Genomic DNA, 15,656 nt, shown 5'->3' with positions numbered 1-15,656 from the left:
GGCCGCAAGAGGTGGCGGGTCTAGGTGGTTATTCCGGCCTTCTGCAGCGTCTTGTAGGCCTTGATCACGCGCTGCAGCTTGTGTTCGGCGCTGCGGTCGCCGCCGTTCACGTCCGGGTGGCAGCGCTTGAGCAGATCCTTGTAGCGGGTGCGAATCGTCGCGGCGTCAGCCGTGCCGTCCAGATCCAGGTCGGCCAGGGCGCCGCGCTCCAGCTTGCCCAGATGCCGTTCGCCGGCGGCGCGGTCTGATTCGGCCTTGCGCTGCTGGGCCCGGAACAGGCCGAAGGGGTCGGCGACGTGGCGGGCGTCGCGGGCGGCCATGGCGGCGGCCTCGCGCGAGCGGCTGTCGGCCTTGAAGCTCCAGGTCGGCCGGCCGCCGGTGACCTTCTCGGTCTCCTGCTCGGCGCGGATCTGGGCCTCGTTCATGCCGGCGAAGAAGTTCCAGTTCTTGTTATATTCGGCCGCGTGCTTCTGGCAGAACCAGTAGTGCTCGTTGGGCATGTTGCGGGCCTTGGGCGCCCTGGCCGATCCGGCCAGGCGGCACTCGGGGTGGTCGCAGCGCTTCTCGCCGGGCTTGAGGCCCAGCACGTCAGGCTGCGCGCTCTCACCGGCCTTGGGCGGGCGGACGCGGATGTCAAAAAACTTGGGGCGATATTCAAAGTCGGCGCTCATGGTCCCTAGAGTAAGCCTCCGCTATTTCCGTTCAAGGATTGACATGCGAGTAGAGTGATATGGGCGCGATATCAGACAGCATTCTAGGCAAGCTCGAGGCGGCTTTTTCGCCCACAAGGCTGGAGCTGAAGGACGAAAGCGACCGCCACCATGGTCACGCCGGCCACACCGGCTCGGGCGACAGCCATTTTGATCTGCTGATCGAGGCCAAAGCCTTTGCGGGCAAGGCGCGGGTGGCCCGCCAGCGCATGGTTTACCAGGTGCTGGCCGCGGAAATGGCGGGGCCCGTTCACGCCCTGTCGATCGTCGCCAGGGCGCCGGGCGAAAGCTGAGCCTTTTCGAGATGATGGGGCTTGCGCAGCGGGCCCGCGACTGATTGCCTCGCTCTCCGGCGCGATCCCGCCGGCAGGCCTTTTCAAGCCTGAACCAGAGAGGGATGGCATGAGCGCCGACATCAAGACCCCCGCCCAGCCGGTCGAAATCGCCGCTGCGGCGACTTTGCCCACCCTGCTGGCGCGCGCCTATGCCCGCTATTCCGGCTTTACCGTCGCCGCCGCCGTGATCGACGAGCATGGTGACGTCCATCTGGGGGTCAATGTCGAAAACGCCGCCTATCCGTCGGGCACCTGCGCCGAGCAGACCGCGATCGGGGCCATGGTGACGGCCGGCGGTCGGCGAATCGAAAAAGTGTTGATCGGGGCGGGCTCGGACGCCGTGGTTCAGCCCTGCGGCGCCTGCCGCCAGCGAATCGCCGAGTTCGCGTCGGAAACTTGCGAGATCATCTCCGTCCAGGGCGGCGCGCCGACGGCGCGGACGGCGTTCTGGGACCTGCTGCCGCAGAGCTTTGGACCGCGGGATCTGGGTTAGGCGCAAAGAAAAAGGGCGGCTCCGAAGAGCCGCCCTTCAACTTGGACACCTGTTCCCGGATCTTACCAGGGGCGGATGTTGAAGCCGATGAAGAAGCGACGGCCCCACAGGTCGAAGTTGTCGTCCGAGGTATTGCCCAGCCAGGTGGCGGGCTCAGCGTCGAACATATTGACCACGCCCGCCCGCAGGGTGACGTCCTTGCGGACGTCCCAGCGCGCCGACAGGCCATGCTCGGTGAAGCTGCCGGTCGTCAGGTACTTGGTGGAGTCGTAGCGATCGGCGTTGCCGACCAGAACGTCCTTGTCTTCGATTTCCTGGCTGGACTGCCAGTCGACCGTCCAGGTGAAGGCCAGAGCGTCCGTCGGGCGCCAGGTCATGGTGTGCTTCATACGCACCACGGGGTTACCGACGGTGCTTTCATAATCCGTCGAGTCCAGCGGATCATCGATGTTGGTGAAGTCGTGCTGGGTCTGCAGCCAGTTGCCGCTGAGTGTGTAGTAGAAGCGACCCGGCTGCTTGCCGAAGGTTTCCGGCAGGTCGAACGCATAGCTCGCGCCGAAGTCGATCCCGGTCGCGGTCAGGGCGGCGTAGTTCAGCGAGCCCTGGATGAAGCTGGTGACCTGGAAGGTCGTCGGATCGCGGGTCTGGGTGGCGCAGGCGCCGGCATTGACGTTGTCGCCGCTGACGCACTGGTTTGCGGCTTGTTGGGCCGTGACGGAGTCGATCGCCGAGTCGATCTTGATGTCATAATAATCGCCGTAGATGTTCAGGCCCGGCCAGAAGGATGGCGACCAGGACAGGCCCAGCGTCCAGCTTTTCGAGGTTTCCGGCTCCAGGAACGGATTGCCGCCCGATAGGCCCGTGACGGCGCCGCTGCCATAGTTGGGCAGGTAGGCCGTCGCCGCCGAGGAGTCGTTGAAGGTGAGGTTCAGACCTGCGGCCGTCGACAGGGCGCCGCAATTCTTGACGCGGTTGGCCTTGACCGTCTGGTCCGCGAGGTTGTTGATCACCGTCGCCGAGCAAGGATCGGAGAAGCCGTTGGCGAAGGTCTGGCCATAGGGCTCGTTGGTTTCCGACAGGTTCGGAACCCGGATCGCCGTGCCCTTGGTCGCCCGCAGCAACAGCGAACGGATCGGACGATAGGCGAACTGCAGGCTGTGGGTTTCCTGCTCGCCGACGTTCGAATAGTCCGACTTGCGATAGGCGCCGGTCAGTTCGGCCGAATAGCCCAGGATCGAGTCCTTCAGCAGCGGCAGGCTGCCTTCGAGGAAGCCTTCCTTGACGTCATAGGTGGCCTTCAGGAAATCGGGGCCCGTGTTGAGGAACAGGAAGCGGCCGGCGGTGTCGCGGTCGCGACCGGTGCCGCTGGCCAATTCCTTGCGCCATTCGCCGCCGACGGCGAAGCCGATCGGGCCCGCGCCCCAGAAGTCCCAGAGCTTGCCCGAGGTGAAGGCCACCATGTCTTGCTGCTGGTTGCGGTCGGTGACCTGGATCTCGGCGGTCATGTAGTCCAGCGACTCTTTGGTAAAGCCGTTGTCGCCGAAGACGCGGGTCGGGGCGCACTTGCTGATGACGTCGCCCTGACGGGAGTAGGTCTCGCCGCTGATCACGGCGTCCGGCACGGCCTTGCCTTGAGCCTTCAGCAGTTGCACGCGGCAGACGACTTCGCCGGCCTTGCCGTTGACGACGCCGGCGGTGTCGATCACCGCGTCAGCCGAAGCCTGGTAGCGAACGACGTCGACGCCACGCTCCTTGTTGGAGTTCTTCATCTCGCCGTAGGTGTAGGACAGCTCCCAGTCGATGTCCTTGACGAACGACAGGTCGCCCACAGTACCGCGGGCGCCGAGCACGAAGCGGTTCAGCTCGCGCTCGTTGAACTGGTTGCGGGACGGTCCATAGAGCTTGTGTTGGGCGCGGGGGTCGGCGACCGTGCCCGTTACAACGCCGGCTGAGTTATAGACGGTGCGAACATTGTTCTGGATCGCGGTTCGCACATCGTTGGGCAGATAGGCATTGTCCAGACCGATTTCGAAGGCGGTCGAGGAGGTGATGGCGCCGACCGTGCCTGCCGGAAGCGCGCGGATGTTCATGTCGTGGAACACGCGTTGGCCGGCGTCGTAGGTCTCTTCCTTGACGTACTTGTATTCGCCGAACGCCTTGATGCTGTCGGTGACGGTGAAATTGAAGCCCGTCTGATAGCGCCAGGCCTTGGATTCAGGCGAGCGGCTGTTTTGGCCCTGTTCGGTGTTCGAGACTTGACCGTCGCCGCCATTGCTGGTCCGGGCGGAGAAGCCGACTTCGCGGATCGGGCCAAACGTCGGTTGGCGAGCCACGCCAGATCCGTCGTAGATGAAGGAGTTGGTGGACGCATTCGCCGGAGCCACCGAGAAGCAGTTCGCCGAGAACGAACTGGTCGGGCAGGTGGCGAAGGACACGTCCGGATCATAGGACGGGCTCGGCTTGACGCTGGTGGCCAGGATGGTGATACCGCCGAAATTCGTACCGCGAATATAGGTCCGCGCGCCGCGGATCAGGGTGCGGTCGATGACGCCATCGTCCCGGTTGGAGCTAGGATCCACGTCGGTGGTGATCAGAGCCCAGGATTCGCGACGCCAATCGACATCGCGGTCGAGGACTTCATCCGACTGGTCATATTCGGCCGAGGCGTAGACGTTCAGGCGGCCGTCAAGGAAGTTGTGGCCGAGCAGGCCCGACAGGCGCTTGCCCTGCTGTCCGTCCTGGTTGATCTCGGCCAGCGAACCATCCAGCTCAAGACCTTCGAAGTCCTTACGCAGCACGAAGTTGACGACGCCCGAAACGGCGTCTGCGCCATAGACGGCCGATTGGCCGCCGGTGATGACTTCAATGTCCTTGATCAGCAGGCGCGGAATGGTGTCCACGTCGACCGCCAGGCTGCCAGGCCGGGACCCGACGTGACGACGACCGTCGACCAGGGTCAGGGTGCGATCTGATCCGAGACCCCGAAGGTTCAGCAGCGAAAGGCCGCCGTCGTTCAGGTTCGAACCAGTGGTGTCTTCCGGCGTGACCGAGAACGACAGGGCCGGAATGTCGGCCAGGAAGTCGATGACGTTGGTCTGACCGGACTCCAGAAGCTGGTCGCGCGAAACCTGGATCAGCGGGCTGGGGGAATTGGTCGGGTCGCGGCGGATGCGCGAGCCGGTGACCACGATCTCTTCAACGCTATCGCCTGCAGCGGGCGTGGTCTGCGCCAACGTCATGGTGGGGGCCAGCAGGGCGAAGCCTCCCAGCATCGTCGTCGCCAGAAGAACCTTGGTGTTCAGCGCCATGTTTGGTGTCGTCCTCGAAAGTCAAAAACACCGCAGCGCGAGTCGTCTGCGGTGAGAGGGCTGTTCCTCAACTTTCAAACGTATCGGCTTTGACGCATGCCGGAAGAGAACATGGCCTCTTTGTGGTAGTGGCGCGCCCTATTGTGACAATGTCGCCACATTTATGACAAGTATCGGCGTTCTTGGGTAAAAATGCCCCCAAAAACCTGTTCAGCACCGGTCACCAGGGCCAGTTTTGAGGCAAGCTTTGCCTTGCGGTTTGCGGAGCAAGGGGCCGCTTTCCCGTTATGGGGGAGGGGCTGCGCGTTAAATCGTCTTTAACGGGTGATTTTGGTCCTTCAGCGCCTCAGGCGTCGGCGCGGCGTGACCCAATTATGGCGGCTTCGCCTTTTTCTTGGGCGAACTGATCCGCTAGGGCCCTAAGCCGTCTGAGCCGCCAGTTCTTCAAGCACGCGGCGCAGGTCGGCCTCGCGGAAGGGCTTTTGCAGGACAAGGGCGCCGCGATGGGCTTCCGAGAGACCCGCCTCGCCATAGCCGCTGGCGAAGGCGAAGGGGATGCCGCGCGCTTTGAGGGCGTCGGCGACCGGAAAGATCGGCCGGCCACCCAGATTGACGTCCAGCAGCGCCGCGTCGAGTTCGCCGGTGGTGGCCAGGCGGAGGGCTTCCTCGATCTCGGCTGCGGGGCCGATGACCGTGCAGCCCAGGTCGCTCAACATGTCCTCGACGAGCATCGAGACCAGGGCTTCGTCTTCAACCACCAGAACTTTCAGGGCGGACAGGCTGGTCATGTTCAAAGGCTCCAAGGCTCCTTGGGGAGGCCTCATGTGAAAACTGGGGTCTAGGCTAGCATAGGTTGGGCTGACGTCTTTAGTCAGTTGTCTAAAGCGTCGTTTTTCAGAGCCCAACCTAGGCGTGAAAGCTCCATCGGCCGAGCTTAGTCGAAGCGCTCAAACGCGTAGCGGGCAATGTGGTTCCCGACAGTCCGCGCTGTCAGACGCTGGCGCCTTCGTCCAGTTTCGCGCTGATCCGCAGGGCGGTGACCTGGTTCCTTTGCCGCCGCAGGATCTGGAAGCGGTGGTGGTGGAAGATGAAGGTCTGGCCGGGATCGGGAATGGTCTGGGCCTCATGAATGACCAGGCCGGCGATGGTGACGGCTTCGCCTTCGGGCAGGTCCCAGTCCATGGCGCGGTTCAGGTCGCGCACCGTGACATGGCCGTCGACATGCACCGAGCCGTCGGCCTGGCCGCGCAGGCCCTCGACGCTGGTGTCGTGCTCGTCGTCGATCTCGCCGACGATCTCCTCGAGGATGTCCTCCAGGGTCACCAGGCCCTGCAGGGCGCCGTATTCGTCGACGACCAGGGCAAAGTGGCTCTTGCGCTTGAGGAAGGCGTTGAGCTGGTCTTTCAGATTGGTGGTGTCGGGGATGAACCACGGCTCGCGCACGATGGAGGCGATGTCGAGGCCGTCGATGCCACCTTCGGACTCCGCCAGGGCCCGCAACAGGTCGCGGGCGTGCAGCACGCCGACGATGTTGTCCGGATCGTTGCGGTACAGCGGGATGCGCGTGTGATGGGCTTCCAGCGCCTCGGTGACGAATTCGCGCGGCGGCAGGTCGACGTCGCACATGATCATCGACTTGCGGTGGACCATGATCTCCGAGACGTCCATGTCCGACAGGTCCAGCACCCCGCCCAGCATGCGCCGGTCGCCGCTTTCGACCAGGCCTTCGGAGTGGTGATATTCGACCGCGCCGCGGATCTCTTCGTGGGCGGCCAGCACGTCGACGGCCATGTCCAGCCGCACGCCGAACACCCGCAGGGTGCGGCGCACGATCCACTGGATGCCGTAGATCAGCGGACCGAACAGCTTGACCACCACGAGGGTTGGCCCCGACAGGAACCGCGCCACGTCATCGGACTTCAGGATCGCCAGGGTCTTGGGCAAGACCTCGGCGAACACCAGGACCAGCACGGTCATGGTTCCCGTGGCCACGGCCACGCCCCACGGGCCGGGAATGGCGGCGGTCAGCACCTGGGTGGCCAGGGCCGAGGCCAGGATGTTGACCATGTTGTTGCCCAGCAGGACGGCCCCGATCATCGTCTCCTGATCGGAGAGCAGCTTGTTGACCCGCTTGGCCGGCTTGTCGCCCTCGCGCTCCAGCTGGTGCATGCGCGCCCGACTGGCGGCGGTCAGCGAGGTCTCTGCGGCCGAGAACAGGGCCGAGATCGCCAGCAGGACGATGACAATGGGGGCGAGGCCCAGCAGGGAAGCGATCATGGCGTTCTTCTACGCTACGCCGGCCCGCCGGGGGAGATGGTCTCGCGCGAATAGGCGTGATCGCGCCAGGATGCTGATCCGCGCGCCGCCCAGCTGACGGTTCAGGCTTCGAGGGTCAGGACCCGCACGGCGCGCATGCGGCCGTTATCGGTCCAGTGGAAGGTCTCGCCGGCGGTCATGCCGATCAGCGCCGCGCCGACCGGCGTCAGCACCGAGATGCGATTGTCGTCGATGCTGGCGTCGCGTGGCAAGCTCAGGCGCACGCGGCGGATCTGGCCGTTGGTGAGATCCTGATACTCGACGGTCGAGCCGACGCCCGCGAACGGGGAGGGCGCTTCGCCGCGCTCGACGATCACGGCGCGGTCCATTTCGCCGGCCAGCACGCGGCTGCCGGCGGCGCGGTCGGCGACCGCCTCGGCCAGGTTGGACAGGATCTCGTAGTCCGCCTCGGTCACATAGATGGTGGGCAGCGCGGGGATCGTGGTCAGGGTTTGGATGTGGGTAGGAAGGGTCGTTATAGTTGGCTTTCTGGGTGGGGGTGAGCCTCTCCCGGCGCCTTCGAAACGAGGCGGCAAACGGGGGCTCGATGGGACGCGCCATAGGGCGCGAGCGTCGTCAGACGCGGATCTCTTGGGGAAGGCCCCGGACCTCTCGCCGCGAACCGAAGGGGCTCGTTGTGGACGGAGATGTGTTCCGGAGATTTTCAACGTCGCCCCGGAGCGCAAAGCGTCGGGGTCTAGAGGCCTGCGTTCAGGCGTCCATCGGCGTTTGATGCGCCTCTGGTGAAAGGGAGATGGGGAGGCGAGGGGCGGATGTCAAATTTTTGCGTCGCCGCTGGCGATTGCTGTGAAACACCACAAACCTGCAAGCGGCCAGGGTGCGCGGACCGCAGAGGGCCCAGACCAAGGCGCCCGTATCCATTCGGCTGGATCAGGCGGTCGTGGATCATTTTAAGGCCCAGGGGCCTGGCTGGCAGAGCCGCATCAACGAGGCACTGTTGGCGATCGTGAAGCGTTGAGCCGATAGGAGAGGTGCGGCCTTCGCCTAGAGGTTAGGGGTGACAGTGTCCTTCAGCGGACCTGCTCATCGTCCGTTCAGGGGGGGGGATCGGACGCCACACTGCGTCCTTCGAGGCTCGGCTACGCCTCGCACCTCAGGATGAGGAATTCAGTCGCCAAAAAACGCCTCATCCTGAGGCGCCCGCGCAGCGGGCCTCGAAGGACGCACGGCGTTGACAACCGACTAGGGGCGGAACCAGAACTTGCCGCCCGTCCGCAAGGCGGACCTAACCCGCCGCCCCTTCCTCGATCAAAAACGCCCGCAGCGCCGCGCGGTCGACGTCCTTGGCGACGAAGGCGTCGCCGATGCCGCGGGCCAGCACGAAGGTCAGGGTTCCGCCCTCGGCCTTCTTGTCCTGGCCGCAGTGGGCGATCAGGGCGTCGGCGTTGAACGGCTGAGGCCGCACATCGCTCATCTGGGTGGGGAGGCCGGCGGCCTTGATGGCGGCTTCGGCGCGAACGGCGTCCTGGCTGGAGCACAGGCCTTGGCGCGCCGAGAAGCGGAAGGCCTGGGCCATGCCCAGACCGACGGCTTCGCCGTGCTTGAGGGTGTCGCCAAAGCCCATCTCGGCCTCGATGGCGTGGCCGAAGGTGTGGCCCAGGTTCAGGAGGGCCCGGCGGCCGGCTTCCTTCTCGTCTTCGGCGACGATCTCGGCTTTCATCTCTACCGAGCGGCCGACGGCGCGGACCAGGGCGGCGGTGTCGCGCTCCAGCACGGCGGCGACGTTGGCTTCCAGCCACTCGAAGAAGGCGAAGTCGCCCAGCAGGCCGTACTTGATCACCTCGGCATAGCCGCAGACCATTTCGCGGGCGGGCAGGGTGGCCAGGACGTCCAGATCGGCCAGAACCAGGCGCGGCTGGTGGAAGGCGCCGATCAGGTTCTTGCCGCGCGGGGTGTCGATGGCGGTCTTGCCGCCGACCGAGCTGTCGACCTGGGCCAGCAGGGTGGTGGGGATCTGGATGAAGTCGACGCCGCGCTTGTAGATCGAGGCCGCGAAGCCCGTCAGGTCGCCGATCACCCCGCCGCCGAAGGCCACGATCACATCGCCGCGCTCCAGGCCCAGGGCCAGCAGACGGTCGGACAGGTCGGCCAGGCCCTCGAAGCTCTTGGTCTCCTCGCCGGGCGGCATCACGATCACGTCCACCGCGACGCCGGCCGCTTCCAGGGCCGCCGACAGCCGCTCGCCATGGTGCTCGCCGACGATGGGGTCGGTGACGATGGCGGTGCGCTTGTGCTTGAGCAGCGGCGCGACGAGGGCGCCGGCGCGATCGATCAGCCCCGTGCCGATGACGACGTCATAGGCGCGGTCGCCCAGGCCTACGGATACGGTGCGGATCACGGTTGAAACGACTCCTGGTCCTGGCGGTTGCGCAGCGCCGCGATGACGGCGTCCACCGCCACGGCATGCGGGGTGTCGCCGGTCTGAACATGCACCTGGGCCTGGGCGTAGGCCGGATAGCGCGCCTCGGCCAGCTCGGCCAGCACCTCGATCGGGTCGCGGTCCTTGAGCAGGGGGCGGGTGTCCTTGCGGCCCACCCGGCGGGCCAGCAGCTCGATATCGGCCTTCAGCCACACCGAAATGGCGTGCTGGTTGATCAGGGCCCGGGTCTCTTCATTGACGAAGGCCCCGCCGCCGGTGGCCAGCACATGCGGCGGCTCTTCCAGCAGGCGGGCGATCACCCGGCGCTCGCCGTCGCGGAAGGCGGCCTCGCCCAGGTTGGCGAAGATTTCCGGGATCGACCGACCGGCGGCGTGCTCGACCTCGTTGTCGGCGTCACGGAACGGCATGTCGAGCGCCGTGGCCAGGCGGCGGCCGACGCTGGACTTGCCCACGCCCATCAGGCCCACCAGGACGATGGTGCGGTGGCGCAGGGCCTCAAACGGGGAAACAGGATCGACGGTCATGATGCGGTCGCGGGTTTACACGAGGCTGGGCCCAAGCGCCAAGTTTGAAGGCGCCCCAAGTTTCAGGACGCCCCAAGTTTCAAGATAGGGGGACTTGCGTCATAGTCGGAGCATGAAATCTCGCATGCGCATCTTTCATCGCCGGGCCATCGCGGCCCCCGTCCTTGCCGCCCTGATCGCCGGGTTCGCCGCGCCGGTTCTGGCCCAGGTCGAGGTTCAATCCCTGGCGCCGCCGGATCTGTTCTCGACGCCCGCCGGCCCTACCGACCCGGGGCCTGATCTGGGCCCCGACCTGTGGAAGGACACCGCGCCCGGGATCGCGCGAGACGTCCTGCCCAAGCTCGGCGCCAAGCCGCTGTCGCCGGCCTTCGTCCGACTGGCCCATCGGATCCTGGCGACCGGCGCCAACGGCCCCCCCGGCGTCGGCAATGATCCCGAGATGGGCGCCGCCCGCGCCCTGGCCCTGATCGCCCTGGGCGACGCGGCTGGCGCCCATGCGGTGCTGGATCGCGCGCCGGGCGTCGCCGATAGCGCCGGCCTGTCTCTCGCCGCCGCCGAAGCCGCGCTGATCACCGGCGAGGATGACAAGGCCTGCGCGATCGGTGACGCCCTGACGGTGGATCGGGGTTCAAGCTACTGGCTGCGACTGCGCGCCTTCTGCCAGGCCCGGGCCGGCGAGGCGACCGCCGCTCAGTTGACCTTCCAGCTGGCCCAGCAGCAGACCAAGGACGCCGACTATGGGCGGCTGATGACCGCCCTGCTGGCCGGGTCGGGCGATCCTGGCGCGGCCAATCTGCGCAATGGGATCAACTACGCCCTGTCGCGCCGACTGGGCCTGGACATCCGGGCCGCCGCGACGACGGCCTCGCCCGCCATCGAGCGCGTGATCAAGGCCAGCGTGCTGCCGGTTCCGGCGCTGCTGGGCCAGGATCTGACCGCTGTCCAGACCTCGACCCTGGCCTTCCTGCGTCAGGCCAAGAGCCTGGCCGCCTTTGTCGAGACCGCCGCTGTGAGCCGGGCCTCGATCGTCGATCTGGTCCAGGCCGAGGCGCCGCTGGAGGACCCGGTGCTGTTCGCCCGCGCCGCCCTGGCGGCGGGCGATCTGGACACCGCCCAGCGGATCCGTGTGCGCCTGGTGCAGGACAAGATCCCCGGCGCGACCCCGACCGACCTGGCCATTCTTGACGCCCTGATCTCGGCCGCATCGGGCAAGCCTAACAGCCAGACCCTCGACCGCCTGATCGAGCGCGGCGCCCAGAACGGACCCAAGTCTCCGGCCCAGCCGGCGGCCTTGCTGCTGGCTTCGCTGGGCGGGGTGATGGGACCTCTTGCCCGGACGCAGTTCGCCAATTTCGATCTGGGCAAACCCGCCGCTTCAACGACCCGCCTGGTGCTGATCGATGACGCGGCGGCCGCCGGACGGCAGGGTGAAGCGGCCTTGCTGGCCCTGTCGATCGCCGTCGAGGCCGGTGTCGGCGGACCCGGACCCGTTGATCGGGCGCGCATCGCTCAGGGGCTGGATCGCGCCGGGCTGCAGGCCGACGCCCGCCTGGTCGTGGTCGAAGGCCTGCTGGCCTTGCCGCTGAAATGAGCGCCGCCGGCTGGGTGGACGCCTTCCTCGAGATGATGGCCGTCGAACGGGCGGCCGCGCGCAACACCCTGACGGCCTATGGCAAGGACCTGGAGGACACCCGGGCCTTTTTGAGCGGCGCGGGCGAGGATCTGGACACGGCCTCCACCGAACGGATCGAGGCCTACTTCCAGGATCTCGGCGCCCGGGGCCTGTCGCCCGCCACCGCGGCGCGGCGACGCTCGGCGGTGCGGCAGTTCTATCGCTTTGTGCTGGAAGAGGGCTGGCGCGCGGATGACCCGTCACGCCGGGTGGTCGCCCCCAAGGGCGGCCGGCCGCTGCCCAAGGTGCTGTCGCGGGGCGAGGTCAACGCGCTGATCGCGGCGGCGGCCGGCAAGGACGGGGGCCAGGGCCTGCGCCTGGGCTGCATGATCGAGCTGCTCTACGCCTCGGGCTTGCGGATCTCCGAACTGCTGGCCCTGCCGCTGACGGCCATGGCCCGTGACCCGGCCTTTCTGATGGTCAAGGGCAAGGGCGGCAAGGAACGGCTGGCGCCGCTGAACGCGCCGGCCCGCACGGCTGTGAAGGCCTATCTGGAGGTAAGGGTGCAATTCCTGCCAAAGGGCGTTAAGGACAGCCCGTGGCTGTTTCCCTCGCGCTCAGCTTCGGGCCGGCTGACCGCGCGGCGGGTGTCGCAACTGCTGGAAGACGCCGCCATCCTGGCCGGTATCGACCGCGACAAGGTCAGCCCGCACGTCCTGCGTCATGCCTTCGCGACCCACCTGTTGGAAGGCGGGGCGGATCTGCGCGTCATCCAGACCCTGCTGGGCCACGTGGATATCGGCACCACCCAGATCTACACCCACGTGGCGGGCGACCATCTGGCCCAGGTGGTCAAGACCAAGCACCCGCTGGGGCGAAAGACCTGACCGCTCGCCTTGCATCACGGCCCGGCGCTCTTTAGGAAGCCCCTAAATTCAGTGTGGATTTCCTCTGGCGATCCGCTTCATCGAGGAACAGTTCCCATGTCGGAAGTCACCCGCGACAGCAACGGCACGATCCTGGCCGACGGCGACAACGTCACCCTGATCAAGGACCTCAAGGTCAAGGGCTCGGGCGGCGTCACGCTGAAGCGCGGCACCCTGGTCAAGAACATCCGCCTGACCGGCGACACCGACGAGATCGAGGCCAATGTCGAGAAGGTGCGCGGCCTGGTGCTGCGGGTCGAGTTCGTCAAGAAGGCGTAAGGCATATCGACATTCAGATGTTCGCTACACTCTCACCGTCTTCCCCGCTTTCGCGGGGAAGACGGTGTTTTTGGGTCTTTCTGGGCCAAAACGCCGAAGTTTTGACTGAATGTCGACCGTCCCTAGGCGCTAACCGTCATAGGCCGCCTGCAGGGTCGGCAGGTCCAGCTTGACCATCTGCATCATGGCGGCGGCGACGCGGCCGGCCTTGGCCCGGTCGGGGTCGGTCATCATGGCGATGAACTGGCGGGGGACCACCTGCCAGGACAGGCCGAAGCGGTCCTTCAGCCAGCCGCATTGCACTTCCTTGCCGCCGTCGGCGGTGAGGGCGTTCCAGTAGTGGTCGACCTGCGCCTGGCCATCGCAGTCGATGACGAACGAGATCGCCTCGTCAAAGGTGAAGTGTGGCCCGCCGTTCAGAGCCGTAAAGGTTTGGCCGTCCAGCTGGAAGCTCACGGTCATCACACTGCCCGCCGGTCCGGGTCCCGCCGCGCCGTAGTGGCTGACGCCGGTGATCCGGGAATTGGGAAAGATCCCGACATAGAATTCGGCGGCCTGTTGGGCCTGGGTGTCGAACCACAGGAACGGGCTGATCTTGGGCATGGGGCGATCCTTGAGCGTGCCACGGCTGGGTGATCCAAGGACGACCCGGCGACGTTCAAGCCGACATGGAGCACTGATTTTTCAGCCCCGCATCCAGTCGATGAACGCCCGCAGGGCCGGCGAGAGCTGGCGGCGGCTGGGATAGTAGAGGAAGAAGCCGGGATAGGGCTCGCACCAATCCGGCAGCAGCGCGACCAGACGGCCGGCGGCGATGTCGTCGGCCACCATTTCGCGGAACAGAAACGCCAGGCCGGCCCCGTCCAGCGCCGCCTGGCGCAAGACCTCGTTCTCGTCACTGACCAGCACGCCGGGCGGATTGACCACGATCAGCCGCCCCTGGCGCTCAAACTCCCAGGGCCAGGGCTGGCCGGTCGTGCGGCGGCCCAGCAGGCAGCGGTGTTGGGTGAGGTCTTCGGGCGCAACCGGCGCGCCATGCTCAGCCAGATACAGCGGCGAGGCCACCAGGGCCTGACTGGCCGGTCCGCCCAGCGGGGCGGCGATCATGTCGGCCTGAAGGCGCTCGCCCAGCCGCACGCCGCAGTCGAAGCCGCCCGCGACGATGTCGGACAGGCCGTCATCGCAGGTGATCTCGACCCGCACGTCAGGATAGGCGCGCAGGAAGCCGCCCAGACGTGGTCCCATCAGCATCCGTGCGGCCGTGCGGGCGATGTTGATGCGCAGGCGGCCCGACGGGCGATCGCGAAAGCGCGCCACCTCGGTCAGGGCTTCATCGATGTCGTTGAGGGCCGGTCTCAGGCGTTCCAGCAGACGCTCGCCGGCCTCGGTGGGCGCGACGCTGCGGGTGGTGCGGTTCAGCAGCCGCACGTCCAGTCGGGCTTCCAGATTGCGGATCGTGTGGCTGAGCGCCGAGGCCGATACGCCCAGAACCTGCGCCGCCGCGCGAAAGCTGCGGCGTTCGGCCACCAGGGCGAAGACGGTCAGGTCGGGAAGGGGGTGATGGTCCATTGCTGAATTTTGCTCAGGAGTGCGTTGAGACTGCAAGCGCTTATGCTGGACGGGCCGCGAGCCCATCTTCTTCGTGTCGCCAGGCCACCCCCGACCTTCGACGCAAACTATCCCTCAGCAGGAGCTGCCCCATGAAGACGCGGAAACTTGGCGATGGTCTGGAGGTCTCGGCCCTGGGTCTGGGCTGTATGGGGATGAGCTGGGCCTATGGGCCCGCCCCCGACAAGGCTGAAACCTTCAAGGTGCTGGCCCGCGCCGTCGAGCTGGGCGTGACCCTGTTCGACACCGCCGAGGTCTATGGGCCGTTCGCCAATGAAGAACTGGTCGGCGAGGGCCTGAAGCCCTTCCGCGACAAGATCGTTATCGCCACCAAGTTCGGCTTCAAGATCGCCCCGCCCGAGACCGCCGGCGGCACGGCCCGCATGGTGGGCGTCGACAGCCGTCCCGAGCATATTCGCGAAGTGGCCGAGGCTTCGCTCAAGCGCCTAGGCGTTGACGTCATCGACCTGCTCTATCAGCACCGCGTCGATCCCAACGTGCCGATCGAGGACGTGGCCGGAACGGTCAGAGACCTGATCGCCGAGGGCAAGGTCAAGCATTTCGGCCTGTCGGAAGCCGGCGTCGAGACGATCCGCAAAGCCCATGCGGTCCAGCCCGTCGCGGCGCTGCAAAGCGAATACTCGCTGTGGACGCGCGGGGTCGAAGCGCAGATTCTGCCGACGATCCGCGAGCTGGGCATCGGCCTGGTGCCCTACAGTCCCCTGGGCCGAGGTTTCCTGACCGGCGCCCTGACCAGCGATGCGGGCCTGGCCAAGGACGACTTTCGCCGAGGCCTGCCGCGCTTCCAGGGCGAGGCCCTGGCCAGCAACCTGACCCTGGTCGAAGCCCTGACGGTCCTGGCCAAGGCCAAGGGCGTCACGCCCGCCCAACTGGCTCTGGCCTGGCTTCTGAATCAGGGACCGGACATCGCGCCGATCCCGGGCACCACCAAGATTAGCCGACTGGAAGAGAATGTCGGCGCGGTCGATGTCGTGCTGTCGGCGGATGATCTGGCCCACATCGCCGCCGCCGTTCCCGAAACGGCCGTGGAGGGCGCACGCTACAGCGAGGCCGGCCTGGCGATGGTGGGGCGCTAGAGCGCCACTGGACAGAGTCGGCGGATATTTCTAACTGGGTCGAGCTT

Annotated in this window: 16 protein-coding genes; 7 read left to right on the top strand and 9 right to left on the bottom strand. The window is 66.4% G+C overall.

Annotated features, from left to right (window positions below):
* Positions 1-20: 20 nt before the first annotated feature.
* A complete protein-coding gene (locus tag ACW18B_RS19275; RefSeq protein WP_492048609.1) occupies positions 21-671 on the bottom strand; it encodes a J domain-containing protein in 651 nt (216 codons plus the stop codon).
* A gap of 59 nt (positions 672-730) precedes the next feature.
* Here ACW18B_RS19275 and ACW18B_RS19270 point away from each other — a divergent pair, with 59 nt between their 5' ends.
* Both ACW18B_RS19270 and cdd read left to right on the top strand, forming a co-directional pair.
* A complete protein-coding gene (locus ACW18B_RS19270) occupies positions 731-1,003 on the top strand; it encodes a BolA family protein (protein ID WP_492048608.1) in 273 nt (90 codons plus the stop codon).
* A 109-nt stretch (positions 1,004-1,112) separates the two neighbouring features.
* Entirely contained in the window at positions 1,113-1,538 is a 426-nt protein-coding gene (gene cdd, locus ACW18B_RS19265) for a cytidine deaminase (RefSeq protein ID WP_492048607.1), read from the top strand.
* 62 nt (positions 1,539-1,600) lie between these two features.
* Here cdd and ACW18B_RS19260 read toward each other — a convergent pair whose 3' ends face one another.
* The 4 genes from ACW18B_RS19260 to ACW18B_RS19245 all read right to left on the bottom strand — a co-directional run bounded on the left by ACW18B_RS19260 (position 1,601) and on the right by ACW18B_RS19245 (position 7,578).
* A complete protein-coding gene (locus ACW18B_RS19260; RefSeq protein WP_492048606.1) occupies positions 1,601-4,846 on the bottom strand; it encodes a TonB-dependent receptor domain-containing protein in 3,246 nt (1,081 codons plus the stop codon).
* Positions 4,847-5,265: 419 nt separating this feature from the next.
* Positions 5,266-5,634 (bottom strand): response regulator, encoded by a 369-nt coding sequence (locus ACW18B_RS19255; protein ID WP_492048605.1) that lies wholly within the window; start codon positions 5,632-5,634, stop codon positions 5,266-5,268.
* 202 nt (positions 5,635-5,836) lie between these two features.
* A complete protein-coding gene (locus ACW18B_RS19250; RefSeq protein WP_492048604.1) occupies positions 5,837-7,123 on the bottom strand; it encodes an HlyC/CorC family transporter in 1,287 nt (428 codons plus the stop codon).
* A 101-nt stretch (positions 7,124-7,224) separates the two neighbouring features.
* Positions 7,225-7,578 (bottom strand): GreA/GreB family elongation factor, encoded by a 354-nt coding sequence (locus tag ACW18B_RS19245; RefSeq protein ID WP_492048603.1) that lies wholly within the window; start codon positions 7,576-7,578, stop codon positions 7,225-7,227.
* Positions 7,579-8,000: 422 nt separating this feature from the next.
* On the opposite strand from ACW18B_RS19245, the gene ACW18B_RS19240 reads away from it, so the two are divergent.
* Positions 8,001-8,141, top strand: coding sequence for a BrnA antitoxin family protein (locus ACW18B_RS19240; protein WP_492048602.1), 141 nt, complete (start codon positions 8,001-8,003; stop codon positions 8,139-8,141).
* A gap of 267 nt (positions 8,142-8,408) precedes the next feature.
* On the opposite strand, the gene aroB is transcribed toward ACW18B_RS19240, so the two are convergent.
* Together aroB and ACW18B_RS19230 are read right to left on the bottom strand one after the other, a co-directional pair.
* Positions 8,409-9,521, bottom strand: coding sequence for a 3-dehydroquinate synthase (gene aroB, locus ACW18B_RS19235; RefSeq protein WP_492048601.1), 1,113 nt, complete (start codon positions 9,519-9,521; stop codon positions 8,409-8,411).
* Positions 9,518-10,087 (bottom strand): shikimate kinase, encoded by a 570-nt coding sequence (locus tag ACW18B_RS19230; RefSeq protein ID WP_492048600.1) that lies wholly within the window; start codon positions 10,085-10,087, stop codon positions 9,518-9,520. The genes aroB and ACW18B_RS19230 overlap by 4 nt, the downstream gene beginning before the upstream one ends.
* Positions 10,088-10,211: 124 nt before the next feature.
* Between ACW18B_RS19230 and ACW18B_RS19225 the strand changes: the two genes are divergently transcribed.
* From ACW18B_RS19225 to ACW18B_RS19215, 3 genes are all read left to right on the top strand, one after another.
* A complete protein-coding gene (locus ACW18B_RS19225; protein WP_492048599.1) occupies positions 10,212-11,678 on the top strand; it encodes a hypothetical protein in 1,467 nt (488 codons plus the stop codon).
* On the top strand, positions 11,675-12,586 hold the full coding sequence (locus ACW18B_RS19220; RefSeq protein WP_492048598.1) for a site-specific tyrosine recombinase XerD: 912 nt from the start codon (positions 11,675-11,677) through the stop codon (positions 12,584-12,586). The genes ACW18B_RS19225 and ACW18B_RS19220 overlap by 4 nt, the downstream gene beginning before the upstream one ends.
* Positions 12,587-12,682: 96 nt before the next feature.
* Positions 12,683-12,904, top strand: coding sequence for an alkylphosphonate utilization protein (locus ACW18B_RS19215; RefSeq protein WP_492048597.1), 222 nt, complete (start codon positions 12,683-12,685; stop codon positions 12,902-12,904).
* 129 nt (positions 12,905-13,033) lie between these two features.
* On the opposite strand, the gene ACW18B_RS19210 is transcribed toward ACW18B_RS19215, so the two are convergent.
* On the bottom strand, positions 13,034-13,507 hold the full coding sequence (locus ACW18B_RS19210; protein WP_492048596.1) for a VOC family protein: 474 nt from the start codon (positions 13,505-13,507) through the stop codon (positions 13,034-13,036).
* Between the two features lie 81 nt (positions 13,508-13,588).
* On the bottom strand, positions 13,589-14,473 hold the full coding sequence (locus tag ACW18B_RS19205) for a LysR family transcriptional regulator (RefSeq protein ID WP_492048595.1): 885 nt from the start codon (positions 14,471-14,473) through the stop codon (positions 13,589-13,591).
* Between the two features lie 131 nt (positions 14,474-14,604).
* On the opposite strand from ACW18B_RS19205, the gene ACW18B_RS19200 reads away from it, so the two are divergent.
* Positions 14,605-15,609: an aldo/keto reductase gene (locus tag ACW18B_RS19200; protein WP_492048594.1), complete on the top strand. Its 1,005-nt coding sequence runs from the start codon at positions 14,605-14,607 to the stop codon at positions 15,607-15,609.
* Positions 15,610-15,656 lie beyond the last annotated feature (47 nt).

Source organism: Caulobacter sp. FV2ps19 (assembly GCF_058681035.1).
Note: the sequence above shows the minus strand (reverse complement) of the source record. Positions and strands in the feature narration are given on the sequence as shown.

Coding starts and splice junctions, on each gene's coding strand:
- ACW18B_RS19275 (WP_492048609.1), bottom strand. CDS start 671: ATGAGCGCCGACTTTGAATATCGCCCCAAGTTTTTTGACATCCGCGTC.
- ACW18B_RS19270 (WP_492048608.1), top strand. CDS start 731: ATGGGCGCGATATCAGACAGCATTCTAGGCAAGCTCGAGGCGGCTTTT.
- cdd (WP_492048607.1), top strand. CDS start 1,113: ATGAGCGCCGACATCAAGACCCCCGCCCAGCCGGTCGAAATCGCCGCT.
- ACW18B_RS19260 (WP_492048606.1), bottom strand. CDS start 4,846: ATGGCGCTGAACACCAAGGTTCTTCTGGCGACGACGATGCTGGGAGGC.
- ACW18B_RS19255 (WP_492048605.1), bottom strand. CDS start 5,634: ATGACCAGCCTGTCCGCCCTGAAAGTTCTGGTGGTTGAAGACGAAGCC.
- ACW18B_RS19250 (WP_492048604.1), bottom strand. CDS start 7,123: ATGATCGCTTCCCTGCTGGGCCTCGCCCCCATTGTCATCGTCCTGCTG.
- ACW18B_RS19230 (WP_492048600.1), bottom strand. CDS start 10,087: ATGACCGTCGATCCTGTTTCCCCGTTTGAGGCCCTGCGCCACCGCACC.
- ACW18B_RS19225 (WP_492048599.1), top strand. CDS start 10,212: ATGCGCATCTTTCATCGCCGGGCCATCGCGGCCCCCGTCCTTGCCGCC.
- ACW18B_RS19220 (WP_492048598.1), top strand. CDS start 11,675: ATGAGCGCCGCCGGCTGGGTGGACGCCTTCCTCGAGATGATGGCCGTC.
- ACW18B_RS19215 (WP_492048597.1), top strand. CDS start 12,683: ATGTCGGAAGTCACCCGCGACAGCAACGGCACGATCCTGGCCGACGGC.
- ACW18B_RS19210 (WP_492048596.1), bottom strand. CDS start 13,507: ATGCCCAAGATCAGCCCGTTCCTGTGGTTCGACACCCAGGCCCAACAG.
- ACW18B_RS19205 (WP_492048595.1), bottom strand. CDS start 14,473: ATGGACCATCACCCCCTTCCCGACCTGACCGTCTTCGCCCTGGTGGCC.
- ACW18B_RS19200 (WP_492048594.1), top strand. CDS start 14,605: ATGAAGACGCGGAAACTTGGCGATGGTCTGGAGGTCTCGGCCCTGGGT.